The sequence below is a fragment of the Actinomycetota bacterium genome (assembly GCA_016700055.1).
Taxonomy (GTDB): Bacteria; Actinomycetota; Acidimicrobiia; order Acidimicrobiales; family Ilumatobacteraceae; genus Kalu-18.
This window is the reverse complement of the sequence record CP064997.1, coordinates 930773-944899: the sequence shown is the minus strand read 5'-3', so window position 1 is coordinate 944899 and position 14127 is coordinate 930773. Positions and strand designations below refer to the sequence as shown.

At 70.7% G+C, this 14127-nt stretch carries 11 protein-coding genes and 2 tRNA genes; 10 read left to right on the top strand and 3 right to left on the bottom strand.

The features are described from left to right. The first annotated feature begins 63 nt into the window (after positions 1-63). The 4 genes from IPM43_04565 (at position 64) to IPM43_04550 (ending at position 2571) form a co-directional block, all read left to right on the top strand. Entirely contained in the window at positions 64-1500 is a 1437-nt protein-coding gene (locus tag IPM43_04565) for a glutamate--tRNA ligase (GenBank protein QQS25647.1), read from the top strand. A gap of 19 nt (positions 1501-1519) precedes the next feature. Then, a complete protein-coding gene (locus IPM43_04560) occupies positions 1520-2341 on the top strand; it encodes a YdcF family protein (GenBank protein ID QQS25646.1) in 822 nt (273 codons plus the stop codon). A 50-nt stretch (positions 2342-2391) separates the two neighbouring features. Next, positions 2392-2463: transfer RNA gene (locus IPM43_04555), tRNA-Gln, on the top strand. A gap of 32 nt (positions 2464-2495) precedes the next feature. Continuing rightward, positions 2496-2571, top strand: a tRNA-Glu gene (locus IPM43_04550). Positions 2572-2669: 98 nt separating this feature from the next. Here the strand turns inward: IPM43_04550 and IPM43_04545 are convergent. Next, a complete protein-coding gene (locus tag IPM43_04545; GenBank protein ID QQS25645.1) occupies positions 2670-3749 on the bottom strand; it encodes a hypothetical protein in 1080 nt (359 codons plus the stop codon). Positions 3750-3871: 122 nt separating this feature from the next. Next, complete coding sequence (locus tag IPM43_04540; protein ID QQS25644.1) at positions 3872-4456, bottom strand: helix-turn-helix transcriptional regulator; 585 nt, start codon at positions 4454-4456, stop codon at positions 3872-3874. A 126-nt stretch (positions 4457-4582) separates the two neighbouring features. Here IPM43_04540 and IPM43_04535 point away from each other — a divergent pair, with 126 nt between their 5' ends. Genes IPM43_04535 through IPM43_04525 form a run of 3 tightly spaced genes read left to right on the top strand, consistent with a single transcriptional unit; the run spans position 4583 to position 9377 of the window. Beyond that, positions 4583-6127 carry a methylcrotonoyl-CoA carboxylase gene (locus IPM43_04535; GenBank protein QQS26331.1) on the top strand — a complete coding sequence of 515 codons (1545 nt, stop codon included), beginning with the start codon at positions 4583-4585 and terminating at the stop codon, positions 6125-6127. A gap of 44 nt (positions 6128-6171) precedes the next feature. Then, a complete protein-coding gene (locus IPM43_04530; GenBank protein ID QQS26330.1) occupies positions 6172-8238 on the top strand; it encodes an acetyl/propionyl-CoA carboxylase subunit alpha in 2067 nt (688 codons plus the stop codon). Beyond that, on the top strand, positions 8235-9377 hold the full coding sequence (locus tag IPM43_04525; protein ID QQS25643.1) for an acyl-CoA dehydrogenase family protein: 1143 nt from the start codon (positions 8235-8237) through the stop codon (positions 9375-9377). The genes IPM43_04530 and IPM43_04525 overlap by 4 nt, the downstream gene beginning before the upstream one ends. Before the next feature lie 113 nt (positions 9378-9490). Here the strand turns inward: IPM43_04525 and IPM43_04520 are convergent, their stop codons facing one another. Continuing rightward, positions 9491-10825 (bottom strand): class I SAM-dependent methyltransferase, encoded by a 1335-nt coding sequence (locus IPM43_04520; GenBank protein QQS25642.1) that lies wholly within the window; start codon positions 10823-10825, stop codon positions 9491-9493. A gap of 192 nt (positions 10826-11017) precedes the next feature. Between IPM43_04520 and IPM43_04515 the strand changes: the two genes are divergently transcribed. From IPM43_04515 to IPM43_04505, 3 genes are read left to right on the top strand one after another with little or no spacing between them, the layout of a single operon-like run. After that, positions 11018-11362 (top strand): TraR/DksA C4-type zinc finger protein, encoded by a 345-nt coding sequence (locus IPM43_04515; GenBank protein QQS25641.1) that lies wholly within the window; start codon positions 11018-11020, stop codon positions 11360-11362. A 19-nt stretch (positions 11363-11381) separates the two neighbouring features. Beyond that, a complete protein-coding gene (locus tag IPM43_04510; protein QQS25640.1) occupies positions 11382-12500 on the top strand; it encodes a hypothetical protein in 1119 nt (372 codons plus the stop codon). 2 nt (positions 12501-12502) lie between these two features. Further along, the gene (locus IPM43_04505; GenBank protein QQS25639.1) at positions 12503-14086 is read left to right on the top strand and encodes an acyl-CoA synthetase; all 1584 of its coding nucleotides are present in this window, start codon (positions 12503-12505) and stop codon (positions 14084-14086) included. Positions 14087-14127: the final 41 nt, after the last annotated feature.

The window sequence follows — 14127 nt, the reverse complement described above, 5'->3', positions numbered from 1 at the left end:
CCTGGCCCGGGCCTTCGACCTGGCCGGGGCCGGCCACACCCCACCGGTAGCCTCGATGGGGTCATGCCGGGTCCCCGCTTTCGCTTCGCTCCCTCGCCCACCGGTTTCTTCCACGTCGGTGGGGCACGCACCGCGCTGTACAACTGGGCGCTCGCGAAGCGCCTCGGCGGCACCTTCGTGCTGCGCATCGAAGACACCGACGAGGCGCGCAACCGCCCGGAGTGGACCGAGGGGATCATCGACGCGCTGGCGTGGATCGGGATCCACGCCGACGACCCGACGTTCGAGGGGCCGTACTTCCAGAGCCACTACGCGGACCAACACGTCGCCGCCGCGCAACGCCTGTTCGAGACCGGCTGGGCCTACTACTGCGACCTGACGTCCGAGCAGATCGCCGAGCGCGCCGCGGTGAACGCCCGGCCGGGGTACGACGGCTACTCGCGTGAGCGGGGGCTCGGCCCGGCGCCCGGGCGGGTGCTGCGCTTCCGGGTGCCCGACGGCACGACCGTCGTCCACGACGACGTGCGCGGCGTGGTCGAGTTCGACAACGCCCACATCGAAGACTTCGTCCTGCTGCGCGGCAACGGAACGCCGATGTTCCTGCTCGCGAACGTCGTCGACGACGTCGCGATGGGGGTCACCAACGTCATCCGCGCCGAGGAGCACCTGCCGAACACGCCGAAGCAGCAGATGCTCTGGGAGGCGCTCGGCCACGACACCCCGCAGTGGGCCCACGTGCCGGTGCTCGTCAACGAGCAGCGCAAGAAGCTTTCCAAGCGGCGTGACAAGGTGGCGCTCGAGCTGTACCGCGACGAGGGCTACCTCGCCGACGCGATGGTCAACTACCTGATGACGCTCGGATGGGCTCCAAAGGGCGACACCGAGATCGTGCCCTGGTCGAGCATCGTCGACGAATTCCGTCTCGAGGACGTGAACCATGCCCCCGCGTTCTTCGACCTGAAGAAGCTGAACGCGTTCAACGGCGAGTACCTGAGGGCGTGTGCGCTCGACGACTTCGTCGCCGCTTGCGAGCCGTGGATCACCGCCCCCGTAGCGCCGTGGCCGCCGGAGCGCTTCGACCGCGCTCGCTTCCACGCCATGGCCGAGCTGGTGCAGACGCGCGTCGTGCGCCTCGCCGAGGTGCCCGCGCTCGTCGACTTCGTGTTCCTCGCCGAGCCACCAGACGACGCCGCCTCGTGGGCCAAGGCGTTCGGCCAGCCGGCCGCGCTCGACGTGCTGCGCGACTGCATCGGCGCGTTCGAGGCGCTGGGGGAGTGGCGGGCCGAGCCGCTGAAGGCCGCGCTCGAGGCCGTCGGCGAGCGCCACGGGCTGAAGTTGGCCAAGGCGCAGGCGCCCGTGCGGGTCGCCGTCACCGGGCGCACCGTCGGCCCGCCGCTCTTCGAGTCGCTCGAGGTGCTCGGGCGCGACGAGGCGTTGCGCCGGATGCGCAACGCCGCCGAGCGCGCCCAGTCCGAGCCTGCGGCTGCACCACCGACGTGACGAGCGTGGCGGGACGACGGTGAGCGACGAGCGCGACCCGCTGTGGGACGTCACCCGCCCGTCGTGGGGCGGAGCCTTGGGCGGCACCGTCGAGGGCGGCACCGCGGAGGAGCCTGCCGTCGACGACTTCCCCTGGCCTGGCGCCGAGGACCCGATCACCTCTCAGGTGGCCGTCATCGACCGCACCCCGCCGGGGGGCACGGTGTTGGCCGCCGGGCGGCGTCCGTCTTCGCGGTCGCGCCGGCTGGTGCTCGGTGCCGCGGCACTCGTGGCCGCGCTGGCCGCCTACTACCTCGTCTGCTTGTACCAGGTGTGGGCCACCGGGCGCTCCGACCAGGCCCGGCCCGTCGACGCGATCGTCGTCATGGGCGCCGCGCAGTACGACGGGCGACCCTCCCGGCAGCTCGCCGCGCGCCTCGACCAGGTGCTGGCGCTATTCGCGCAAGGTGTCGCCCCGGTGGTGGTGGTGACCGGCGGCAACCGCCCCGGTGACCGGTTCACCGAGGCCGAGACCTCGGCCGCGTACCTGGTGGCGGGCGGTGTGCCGGCGGAGGCGATCGTCAGCGAGGACCAGGGGGCAACTTCGTGGGAGTCGCTGCACGCCGTCGCCGACATGCTGGTGCCGCTCGGGCTGAAGCGCGTGGTGCTCGTCAGCGACCCGTTCCACAGCCTGCGGATCGCCATGATGGCCGGCGAGCTCGGCCTGACTCCTTACGTGTCACCGACGCGCACCAGCCCCGTCGACGGTTGGTCCGCGTTCTTCCATCACTTGCAAGAGGCCGGCGGGGTGGCGATCGGGCGGATCATCGGCTTCGAGCGCCTCGAGTCGCTCACCGGCTGACCGGCGTGTGCGTCGCTCGGGGCTGGCCGTTACACTCCCAGTCCGCTCCGTGGGGAGTGGTGTAACTGGCAACACAGCAGATTCTGGTTCTGTTATTCAGGGTTCGATTCCTTGCTCCCCAGCTAGAGGCGGTTAGCATTGCCATCCGCCGCTTGGCCCGTTCGTCTAGTGGCCTAGGACACCACCCTCTCAAGGTGGCGGCACGGGTTCGAATCCCGTACGGGCTGCCAAGTTCCCCAAGTTCTCGGTCGGATCAGTCGCGCTATGTGTCACAGATCCGACCGAGAACGCGGACTCTGCCGCTGTCGCTGGGAAGTGCGCTGGTCGATCAGGGCCGGGGGTGGGAGAGCAGGAACGCGACGAGTTCGCTGGTTGCGTCGTAGGCGGCGTACGGCTCACCTGCTCTCGACGGAGCTTGGGGCGTTGAGCCGGGCCAGGCGTGGTTTGCGCCCTCGATGGTCACGAACTCGGCGGCCGAACCGGACGCGCAGCCTTCGCTCAGCGCCGTGATGACATCGCCTTGCTCGGTCACCTCGGGAGCCGGGCAGCCGATGGCGGCAGCGAACGTTTCGAAGCCCTCGGTCGGTACCGGGAAATCGACCCCGGCGATCGACTTGGGGCCGACGCCGCCGGTGATCGGCAGGTTCTCGTCGGCGGTGCCGTGCACATGGATGATCGACACCGGCTGCGACGGTGCGCACCCCTCGACGCCGAGCGTGCCGGCGACGACACCGACGCCGACGATGCGATCAGCGAGCTCACACGCCAGCCGGTAGCTCATGATCGCTCCGTTCGAGTGGCCGAAGGCGAAGATCCGATGAGGGTCGATCTCGTGTTCCCGCTCCAGCTGATCGATCAACTCGTTCACGAACCCGACATCGTCGACGCCGTCGCGCGCCGGGGCTCCACAGCACACGCCGCCGTTCCACGCGCCTCCGGGACCGCTCCCGATCTTCACACCATCGGGGTGGACGACGATGAAGGCGTTGCTCTCGGCGAGCCGTTCGACCTGGTTGACGGCGGCGAACTGGTCCGCCCAGCCGGTGCCGCCGTGGAGACCGAGGAACAGCGGAACAGGCCCCTCGATCACGCTCGGCACGTACAACCGGTAAGCACGCTCGACGCCACCGACGACGATCGTGCCGTGGGTGACGACTCCTGTCGGCTCGACCGGCGCCGACAGGGCAACCGTGCTCGAGGGCAGAGCGGTCGTCGCCGGCGCCGGAGCGGTCGCCGGCTCCGGAGCGGACGCCGGCGCAAGTGCGGTCGTCGGCGTCAGCGTCGTCATCGTCGTGGGTTCCGGCGTCGCCTCATCCGGCTCCGAGGAGCACGCCACCGCAAGCGCCACGATCGCGATCGACACCGAGCTCTCGATGACGAAGCGCGACGACCGAGCGCGAAGCCGCATGGGTCAGTCGTAGCACGACGATGTGAGGACGGGCTGCCAAGTTCCCTCAGTTCTCGGTCGGATCAGTCGCGCTATGTGTCACAGATCCGACCGAGAACGCGGGGTGCGGCGCGCCGGACCCGTCATCGCGGCGCGGGGTGGAGGCTGGCGAGGGCGCCGGCAGCCATCGAGGCGAGCAGATCGACCATCTGCGCCCTCGGCAGCGGCTGGCTCGCGCTGAACGGGGTGGAGTTGATCAGCCCGAACGCGGCATGGGCCGCGGCGCGGGCGCGACGGGGATCGATGGCGGGGTGCTCGGCGACGATCGCGTCCACCCACACGTCGGTGTAGCGCGCCTGCAGCCTGCGGATGCGTCGGCGGTCGGCGTCGGCGGTGTGCACCAGGTCGCGCATGTGCACGGTGATCAACGAGCGGTCGTCGACGGCGAACTCGCAGTGGAAGCGGACCAGCCGGGTGAGCAGTTCACCGCCGCCCGCCGCCGCGATCTGCGCGCATCCTTCGAGCAGTCGCTCGCTGATGCCGACCAGCATCTCGCCGAGCAACGCCTCCTTGCCGGCGAAGTGGTGGTACAGCGCTGGGCCGGACACCCCGGCCGCGTCTCCCAGGTCGTCGACGGTGACGTTGGCGAAGCCCCGCTCGGCGAACAGATCGGCCGCCAGCGCGAGCAGCTCGGCCCGCCGAGTCATCGGCGCCGCGCGAACGTTCATAGCGCGCTTGAACTTAGTGCGCGTTAAGGTTGCAGGGTGCCATCCGACGGTACGGAACACCGCTGGCCGGTGCTGACCAGCTCGGCGCAGCCGGGCTCGGACCAGTTCCGACGCAACGCGGACGCGATGCAGTTGCTGGTCGACGACCTGCGCCGGCTCACTGCCGAGGCCGCGCTCGGCGGTTCGCAGCAGTCGCGTGAACGCCACGTCGCCCGCGGCAAGCTGCTGCCCCGCGACCGGGTCGAGTCGCTGCTCGACCGCGGTTCGCCGTTCCTCGAGCTCTCGCCGCTCGCCGCCCATGGGATGTACGGCGGCGACGCCCCTGCCGCGGGCATCATCACCGGCGTCGGGCGGGTGGCCGGGCGCAACTGCGTCGTCGTGGCGAACGACGCGACGGTGAAGGGCGGAACGTACTTCCCGATCACGGTCAAGAAGCACCTGCGCGCTCAAGAGGTGGCACTGCAGAACCGCCTGCCGTGCGTCTACCTCGTCGACTCCGGCGGGGCGTTCCTGCCCGCGCAGGACGAGGTGTTCCCCGACCGCGACCACTTCGGACGGATCTTCTACAACCAGGCGCAGATGTCCTCACGCGGCATCCCCCAGGTCGCCGCCGTCCTCGGCTCGTGCACCGCAGGCGGCGCGTACGTCCCGGCGATGAGCGACGAGGCGGTGATCGTGCGCGACCAGGGCACGATCTTCCTCGGCGGGCCACCGCTAGTAAAGGCAGCTACCGGCGAGGTCGTCACTGCCGAGGAGCTGGGTGGCGGGCACGTGCACGCCCACGTCTCCGGTGTCGTCGATCACCTTGCCGACGACGACGCGCACGCGCTCGCGATCGTGCGCGACATCATCGCCACGGTGCCCCCGGCCGCGCCCCCGCCGTGGCGGGTGCACCAGCCGGTGGAGCCGACCGTCGACCCGGCCGACCTCGGCGGCGTGGTGCCGAGCGACCACCGCTCCACGTACGACGTGCGTGAGGTGATCGCCCGCATCGTCGACGCCAGCCGCTTCGCCGAGTTCAAGCACGATTTCGGCTCCACGCTCGTCACCGGCTTCGCCCGCATCTGGGGTCACCCGGTTGGCATCGTCGCCAACAACGGGGTGCTGTTCTCCGAGTCCGCTCTGAAGGGCGCGCACTTCGTCGAGCTGTGCGACCAGCGGGCGATCCCCCTGCTGTTCCTGCAGAACATCACCGGATTCATGGTCGGGCGCGACTACGAGGCGGGGGGGATCGCGAAGCACGGGGCGAAGATGGTCACCGCCGTCGCCTGCGCGCGCGTGCCGAAGTTGACCGTCGTCATCGGCGGCTCGTTCGGCGCCGGCAACTACTCGATGTGCGGCCGCGCCTACTCACCCCGCTTCTTGTGGATGTGGCCGAACGCGCGCATCTCGGTGATGGGCGGCGAGCAGGCGGCGAGCGTGCTCGCCACCGTGCGCCGCGAGCAGATCGAGCAGGCCTCGGGCGAGTGGACGGCCGACGAAGAGGAGCGGTTCAAGGACCCGATCCGCAACCAGTACGAGGAGCAGGGCCACCCGTACTACGCGACGGCGAGGCTCTGGGACGACGGGATCGTCGAGCCGGGTGACACCCGCACGGTGGTCGGCCTCGCCCTCGGCGCCGCCGCCGGCGCGCCACTCGACCCGGTCTCCTACGGCGTGTTCCGGATGTGAGCCCGATGGCCCCCTCGCTTGGCACCGGCACAGGCCACCCCACGATGTTCTCCCGGGTACTCGTCGCGAACCGCGGCGAGATCGCGGTGCGCGTTATCCGCACCCTGCGCCGGCTCGGGGTTTCGTCGGTGGCGGTCTACAGCGACGCCGACGCCGATGCCCGTCACGTTCACGAGGCCGACGTCGCGGTGCGCCTCGGGCCCGCTGCCGCGGCGCAGAGCTACCTCGACGTCGACCGCGTGATCGGCGCCGCGCTCGCAACTCGGGCGGACGCCATCCACCCCGGCTACGGCTTCCTCGCCGAGAACCCGCTGCTCGCCGCGGCGTGCGCGAAGGCGGGCATCGTCTTCGTCGGGCCACCGGCCGCGGCGATCGAGACGATGGGCGACAAGATCCGGGCCAAGCTCGCCGTCGCCGCGGCCGGTGTGCGCGTCGTGCCGGGCAGCGGCGCGGCCGGGCAGAGCGACGACGATCTCGTGCTTGCCGCGGCCGAGATCGGGCTGCCGGTGCTGATCAAGCCCTCCGCCGGCGGTGGTGGCAAAGGGATGCGCCTCGTCGCCGCCGACGCCGACGAGGCCGAGCTGCGCAGGCAGATCGCCGCGGCCCGCCGCGAGGCCGACAAGGCGTTCGGCGACGACACCCTGCTGGTCGAGCGCTTCGTGGCCAACCCGCGCCACATCGAGGTGCAGGTCCTGGCCGACGGGCACGGCAACGTCGTGCACCTCGGCGAGCGTGAGTGCAGCCTGCAGCGGCGTCACCAGAAGATCGTCGAGGAGGCGCCGTCGCCGCTCGTCACTGCCGAGCTGCGCCAGCAGATGGGGCACCAGGCGATCGAGGCCGCTCGCGCCTGCGGCTACACCAACGCCGGCACGGTCGAGATGATCGTCGCCGGTGAACAACCCGACGACTTCTACTTCATGGAGATGAACACGCGTCTCCAGGTAGAGCACCCCGTGACCGAGATGGTCTACGGCATCGACCTCGTCGAATGGCAGCTGCGCATCGCCGCCGGCGAGCGGCTGGCGTTCACGCAGGAAGAGCTGGTGCCGAGAGGCCACGCCGTCGAGGCGCGCATCTACGCCGAGGACCCGCGCCGGGGGTTCGTACCCACCGGTGGCACGCTGCTGCGGGTCGACGAGCCGAGCGGGTCGGGTGTCCGCGTCGACTCCGGCGTGGCCACCGGTTCGGTCGTCGGCGGCGACTACGACCCGATGCTCGCGAAGGTGATCGCCCACGGAGCTGACCGCGCCGAGGCGCTGCGCCGCCTCGATGCCGCGCTCGGCGCGACCACGCTGCTCGGGGTGACCACCAACGTCGGCTTCCTCCGCCGGCTCCTCTCCGACACCGCGGTGCAGCGGGGCGATCTCGACACCGGACTCGTCGAGCGCCGTTATGAAGAGCTGGTCGACGACGCGGTACCCGAGCAGGTGCTGGTCGCCGCGGCGGCCGCGCCGCTCGCCGCAGGGGTGACGTCGCCCGACCCCTGGCTGTCTTCGATCGGCTGGCGCCACGGCGGATCCTCCTTCGTGCGTCGGCGCCTCGACGTGCCGGGCGCCGGTACGGCCGACTTGCTCGTGCGCCACCTCGGCGACCGGCGCTTCGAAGCGCGCCTCGACCCGCCCGACGAGTCGACCGCGCCGCCCGCGACTGCGACGGTGGGAGCCGAGTCGGTCGAGGTGGTCTGCGCAGGCAAGAGCAGCACGGTCGTCTACGAGATCGACGGTGACACCACCTGGGTGGGCATCGCCGGGTCTGCGTGGGCCGTCCTCGAGCACGACCCACGTGGCGACCTGCGCCGCCCCGGCGTCGTCGCCGCCGGGTTCGGGCCGCTGCGCAGCCCGATGCCGGGCACCGTGCTGACGCTCGGCGTCGCCGTCGGCGACGCGGTGCAGCCCGGCCAGGTCGTGGCGGTGGTGGAGGCGATGAAGATGGAGCACGAGCTGCGCGCACCGGTGGCCGGCGTGGTCAGCGACGTGCACGTCGGTGCCGGCTCGGCGGTGGCCCTCGACGGCGCGGTGGTGACGATCTCGCCCGGTGCCGGCGCAGCACCCGACGCCGCCGCAGCCGACGGCGCCGCGACGAACCGAGACGAGACGGAGGAGGACCCGTGACCGCGTGGGAGCTGTCCGAGGAGCACGAGGCGTTTCGCCGCGTAGTGCGTGACTTCGCCGAGGCCGAGATCGCGCCGCACGCTGCCGAATGGGACCGCCGGCACCACTTCCCGCTCGAGGCGGTGGGCGCGATGGCCGAGCTGGGCCTGTTCGGGCTGGTCTTCCCCGAGCGCTGGGGCGGCAGCGGCGGCGACTTCGCCTCCCTCTGCGTCGCGATCGAAGAGCTGGGCCGCGTCGACCAATCGGTCGGCATCACCTTGTCCGCCGCGGTCGGCCTCGGTGCCAACCCGATCCACCAGTTCGGTGACGAGACCCAGCAGGAGCGCTGGTTGCCCGACCTCGTCGCGGGCCGGGCACTCGGAGCCTTTGGGCTGACCGAGCCCGACGGTGGCAGCGACGCCGGCGCGACGCGGACGCGCGCGAAGCGCGACGGTGACGAGTGGGTGATCGACGGCAGCAAAGCGTTCATCACGAACTGCGGCACGCCGATCACGTCGGTCGTCACCGTGACCGCGCGCACCGACGACGGCATCTCCGCGTTCGTCGTGCCGGCCGGCACGCCGGGGCTGATCGTCGAGCCCGCCTACGACAAGCTCGGCTGGCACGCGAGCGACACCCACGGGCTCACCCTCGACGGTTGCCGGGTACCCGCGGAGAACCTGCTCGGTGAGCCAGGACAGGGCTTCGCCAACTTCCTCACCGTCTTGGACGACGGCCGGATCGCGATCTCCGCCCTCGCCCTCGGTTGCGCCAGGGCGTGCTTGGAGCATGCCGTCGCCTACGCGCAGGAGCGCCACGCGTTCGGTTCCCCGATCGGGCGGTTCCAGGGGTTGTCGTTCCCGCTCGCCGACCTCGCCGTGGCCGTCGAGAACGCTCGCAACCTCACCTACAAGGCTGCGTGGCTGAAGGATCACGGACGCCCGATCCGCCAGGCCGCGGCGATGGCCAAGCTCTACTCGACGGAGGCCGCCGTGTCGGCGGCACGCGTCGCCACGCAGGTGTTCGGCGGCGCGGGCTTCATCGAGGAGACCCCGATCGTGCGCTTCTACCGCGACGCGAAGATCCTCGAGATCGGCGAGGGCACGAGCGAGATCCAGCGCCACGTCATCGCCCGCGGACTCGGCCTTCCGGTCATCTGAGCCGCGCGAGCCGCCTGAGCGGCCCGAGCCGCCCGAGCCGCCCGCCCCCCACCCGTTCTCGGTCGGATGAGTCGCGCTATGTGTCACAAATCCGACCGAGAACGCGGGCTGCGCTAGGTGTCGGCGACGACGCGCCAGTCGTCGCGGGTGGCGGGCATGCCGCTCGACCCGGAGGGGCTCGGCACGACGCCGAGCACCTGGTGCACGTTGATCCCGCCGTCTTCGAAGCCGACGGCCGAGCCGGCCATGTACAGGCGCCACACACGCGCCCGGGCCGCGCCGACGAGCTCGACGGCGCGGTCCCAATCGGACTCGAGGTTGCCCACCCAGGCTCGCAGCGTCGACGCGTAGTGCTCACGCAGCGATTGCACGTCGCGCACCTCGAACCCGGCGCCCTCCATCGCCAGCACCACGTCGCCGACGTCGGCCAGCTCGCCGTCGGGGAACACGAAGCGGTACATGAACGACCGTTTGGGCAGGCGGGAGCCGTCGACGCTCGAGATGGCGTGGTTCAACAAGCGCCCCTCGGAGCCGAGCAGCGAGCGCAGCGTCGAGAAGTACTGCTCGGTCTTGGCCCGTCCGACGTGCTCGAACATCCCGACCGAGGAGATCGCGTCGAACTGCTCGCCCTGGAGCTCGCGGTAGTCCTGCAGGCGGATCTCCACCCGCCCGCCGAGGCCGGCCCGGATCACCCGACGCAGGGCGTGCTCGGCCTGCTCCTTGCTGATGGTGATGGCGACGACCTGGGCGTCGTGATGCTTGGCCGCGTGCATCGCCATCGACCCCCAGCCGCAACCGACGTCGAGCAGGCGCAGTCCTCGGCGTTCGTGCAGCCCGAGCTTGCGGCAGATCAGCTCGTGCTTCGCGGCCTGGGCGTCGGCCAGGCCGGTGTCGGGCGAGGCGAAGTACGCGCACGAATACGTCATCGCCGGCCCGAGGACGAGCCCGTAGAACTCGTTGCCGACGTCGTAGTGGTGGCTGACCACCTCCGCGTCGCGGCGCAGCGAGTGGCGCCAGCCGCGGGGGCGGATCTCCTCCTGCGGCGGTGGCGGCGGCGAGCCGACCACGCCCAGCCGGCGAGCAGCCACGATGGCCGGCCACACCGCGCGTGCACTGAGGCCGGCGCGAGGGACGGCGTCGCGCAGGGCGGCCACCAAATCGATCATGTTCCCGTCGAGGTCGATGTCGCCGCTCACGTAGGCGCGACCGAGCCCGAGCTCGCCCGGCGCCCAGAGGATGCGTCGCACGGCATCGGCGGAGCGGATGTGCACCGTGCCGGCGGCTGCCCGCCCGGGGGGTTCGATGACGCTCCCGTCCCAGAACGAAAGGCGCACCGCCGGCCGAGAGCGCAACAGAGAGTCGAGGAGCGGAGCGACCACCTGGGCAACCGTTTCGCCTCCCTCCGTCGCTGCGGTGGTGGAGCTGGCTGGGTCGGTCGAGGTCGTCATCTGCACTACCTCCCGTGGTGGACCTGTGGACCGTTCTCGCCAACGCTAGTCGGCTGTTCGAGACACCTCGACAGCCCCAGAACGCGCGTACAGGGTCCGAGGTCACAGCCCGTCCGGGCTGAGGGTCCTTCCCGCGATGGGCGGCTCCGTTGCATCCTTGGAGCGCGAAGTGCACCGGCTGGAGGTGTTGCCATGTCCGCCGAGGGCGATGTCCAGATTCGCGCCGTGCTGCAAGAAGAGCTCGATCGGCTCAACCGTGAGTTGAGCGTCGTGCGCGGTGAGCTGTCGGTGTTCGCCGGAGGCAACGGGCCAGAAGGCGAGACCGAGCGTGCCGACGAGATCGCGACCGAGCACGTCGAACGCGCGAACGACCTCGTCATGCTCGGAGACCTGGAGAGCCAGCAGCGCGACGTGCAGGCGGCGCTCGACCGTCTCGACGCCGGCCGGTACGGCGAGTGCGCGGCGTGCGGCGTGGCCATCCCCGCCGAGCGTCTCGACGCCATCCCGTGGGCGCGGGCCTGCGTCCTGCACGCGTAGGCGGCGCTACGGTCGGAGCGTGTCCAGCCTCTCGGGTCTCGACGACTACCCGATCCACCAGCTCGCCGAGCCGATGCGCCACGTGGGCACCGGCGACCGCAACTTCTACGACCGGTACTACTTCAACGGCTTCAGCCTGGACGGCAGTGCGATGTTCGTCGTCGGCCTCGGGGTGTATCCGAACCTCGGCGTGATGGACGCGTTCTTGCTGGTCTGGCACGACGGCCAGCACCGGGTGGTGCGCGCCTCACGTGAGCTCGACGGAGCCGACCGGCTTCATCCCCGGGTGGGTCCGCTCCACATCGAGGTGATCGAGCCCCTGCACAAGCTGCGCGTCGTGTGCGAGGAGAACGAGTGGGCGATGGCCCTCGACGCGACCTGGACCGGAGCCTCTCCGGCGATCGAGGAGCCACGGCACTACATCCGTGAACACGGCCGGACGATCTTCGACACCATGCGCCTCGCCCAGACGGGGGGCTGGGACGGCACCCTCACCGCCGCCGGCCATCGCTGGCACCTCGATGCCGAGCGGTGGTGGGGCACCCGCGACCGGTCGTGGGGCATCCGCCCCGTCGGCGAGGCCGAGCCGCAGGGCATCAGGGCGAAGGAGCCGTTCAGCTGGTTCTGGGTGTACACGCCGATCCGCTTCGACGACCACACCGTGCTCGTCATGATCCAGGAGCGCCGCGACGGCAGCCGAGTGCTCGAAGAGGCTGTGCGGGTGTGGAACGACGGGCGCACCGAGCACCTCGGCAGCCCCGGGCACGCGCTCACGTGGCAGCCCGGCACGCGCACGGCGACGGGCGGCTCGCTGCACCTGCACGAACCCGACGGCACGCCGATCGAGATCCAGGTCGAGTCGCTGGTGCGGGTGCACATCGGCATCGGTACCGGCTACGGCTACGACGCCGACTGGCGCCACGGGATGTGGCAAGGCCCGCTGAAGGTGGAAGGCGTCCACATCGACACCACCACGGCGGAGGGCGCGGCGCGCATGTTCGGCATCGTCGATGCCGGTGCACGCTTCCGGTACGAAGGTCACGTCGGGTACGGCTTGTTCGAGACGATGGTCGTCGGACCCCATGACCGGTACGGCTTCGCCGACCTGCTCGACGGCTACACCGACAAGGAGATCTAGCGATGGTCGCACGGGCGCTGCAGCTGGCCGACACGTTCGAGGTGGTTGCCGACGCGATCCCCGACAAGCCGGCGCTGATCACGAACGAGGTCGAGTACACGTGGGGCCAGCTCGACGAGCGCATCACCCGGCTCGCCAACCACCTGCGCTCGGCGGGCATCGAGCGCGGCGACCACGTCGGCATCCACGCCACGAACTGCGCCGAGTGGGTGGAGAGCTTCTACGCATGCATGAAGCTCGGCGCGGTCCCGATCAACGTGAACCACCGCTACGTCGCGGCTGAGCTGCGGTATCTGTACGACAACGCCGAGTGCGTCGCGATCGTCACCCAGCCCCAGTTCGTCGACGCGATCGACGCCGTCAGCGACGTGCTGCCGCGGCTGCGCCACCGCCTGGTCATCGGCGACGAGTACGAAGACGCGCTCAGCGCGGCGTCTCCGCAGCGTGACTTTCCCGGCCGTACGGCCGACGACCTCTACCTCGTCTACACCGGCGGTACCACAGGCATGCCGAAAGGAGTCATCTGGCGCCACGAGGACATCCTCCTCGCCGCCTTCAACTCGGGACGCGCGAACAGGCCGATCGAGCGGGCCGAACAGCTCGGCGAGGAGGCCGCGGCGGCGCTCGGCCAGGCGCGGCTGATGGGGCTCGGGCCGATGATGCACGGCGGGGCCCAGTGGATGATGGGCAACGCGTTCACGTCCGGGGGCGTCTTCGTGTTGTATTCGCTGCCCCATTTCGACCCGCTCGAGGTCTGGTCGCTCGCCGCCCGTTCGGGGGCGAACAGCATCGGCACCATCGGCGACGCGATGGCCCGGCCCCTCGCCGAGGCGCTGCTCCGTCCCGACCGTCCCGACTTCGACCTCTCCGCCATGTTCGCGATCGGCAACGGAGGTGCGCCGCTCTCCGCGAGCGTGCGTGAGCAGCTTCGCCACGCGCTTCCGAACGTGGCCATCCTCGACAGCTACGGCGCGTCCGAGACAGGGGCGGCCGGCGCGCGCCCCGACGCCGGCGAGGGCCACGCCGCCCCCCGGTTCTTCACCGGAGCAGACACGACCGTGCTCGGCGACGACGGGCACCAGTGCGCGGTGGGCGAGGTCGGCAAGCTCGCCCGCAGCGGCAACATCCCCCTCGGTTACTTCAAGGACCCGGAGAAGACCGCAGCCACGTTCCCCACCTTCGACGGCAAGCGGTGGGTGATCCCCGGCGACTTCGCGCGCATCGAGGACGACGGCTCGATCAGCGTGCTCGGCCGGGGGTCGGTCAGCATCAACTCCGGTGGAGAGAAGATCTACCCGGAAGAGGTCGAGGCGGCCCTGAAGCATCACCCCGACGTCTTCGACGCGGTGGTCGTCGGCACGCCCAACGAGCGCTGGGGCCAGCAGGTGACCGCGCTCGTCCAGCTGCGCGCGGACTCCACGGTCAGCGTCGACGACCTGGTCGCGCATTGCCGCACGCTCGTCGCCGACTACAAGTCGCCGAAGGCGATCGAGTTCGTACCGACCGTGCAGCGCACCGCCGTCGGCAAGGCCGACTACCAGTGGGCCCGCCAAGAGGCCGAACGCCGACTCGGCATCGCGCAGTGAAGTAGGCAGATTTCTTCGATTGTTGGTTGTAAGACGAACAT

Excerpts from the sequence above, each read along its gene's own strand:
- IPM43_04530 (QQS26330.1), top strand. The coding sequence starts at position 6,172 with ATGTTCTCCCGGGTACTCGTCGCGAACCGCGGCGAGATCGCGGTGCGC.
- IPM43_04540 (QQS25644.1), bottom strand. The coding sequence starts at position 4,456 with ATGAACGTTCGCGCGGCGCCGATGACTCGGCGGGCCGAGCTGCTCGCG.
- IPM43_04515 (QQS25641.1), top strand. The coding sequence starts at position 11,018 with ATGTCCGCCGAGGGCGATGTCCAGATTCGCGCCGTGCTGCAAGAAGAG.
- IPM43_04505 (QQS25639.1), top strand. The coding sequence starts at position 12,503 with ATGGTCGCACGGGCGCTGCAGCTGGCCGACACGTTCGAGGTGGTTGCC.
- IPM43_04545 (QQS25645.1), bottom strand. The coding sequence starts at position 3,749 with ATGCGGCTTCGCGCTCGGTCGTCGCGCTTCGTCATCGAGAGCTCGGTG.
- IPM43_04520 (QQS25642.1), bottom strand. The coding sequence starts at position 10,825 with ATGACGACCTCGACCGACCCAGCCAGCTCCACCACCGCAGCGACGGAG.
- IPM43_04565 (QQS25647.1), top strand. The coding sequence starts at position 64 with ATGCCGGGTCCCCGCTTTCGCTTCGCTCCCTCGCCCACCGGTTTCTTC.
- IPM43_04535 (QQS26331.1), top strand. The coding sequence starts at position 4,583 with ATGCAGTTGCTGGTCGACGACCTGCGCCGGCTCACTGCCGAGGCCGCG.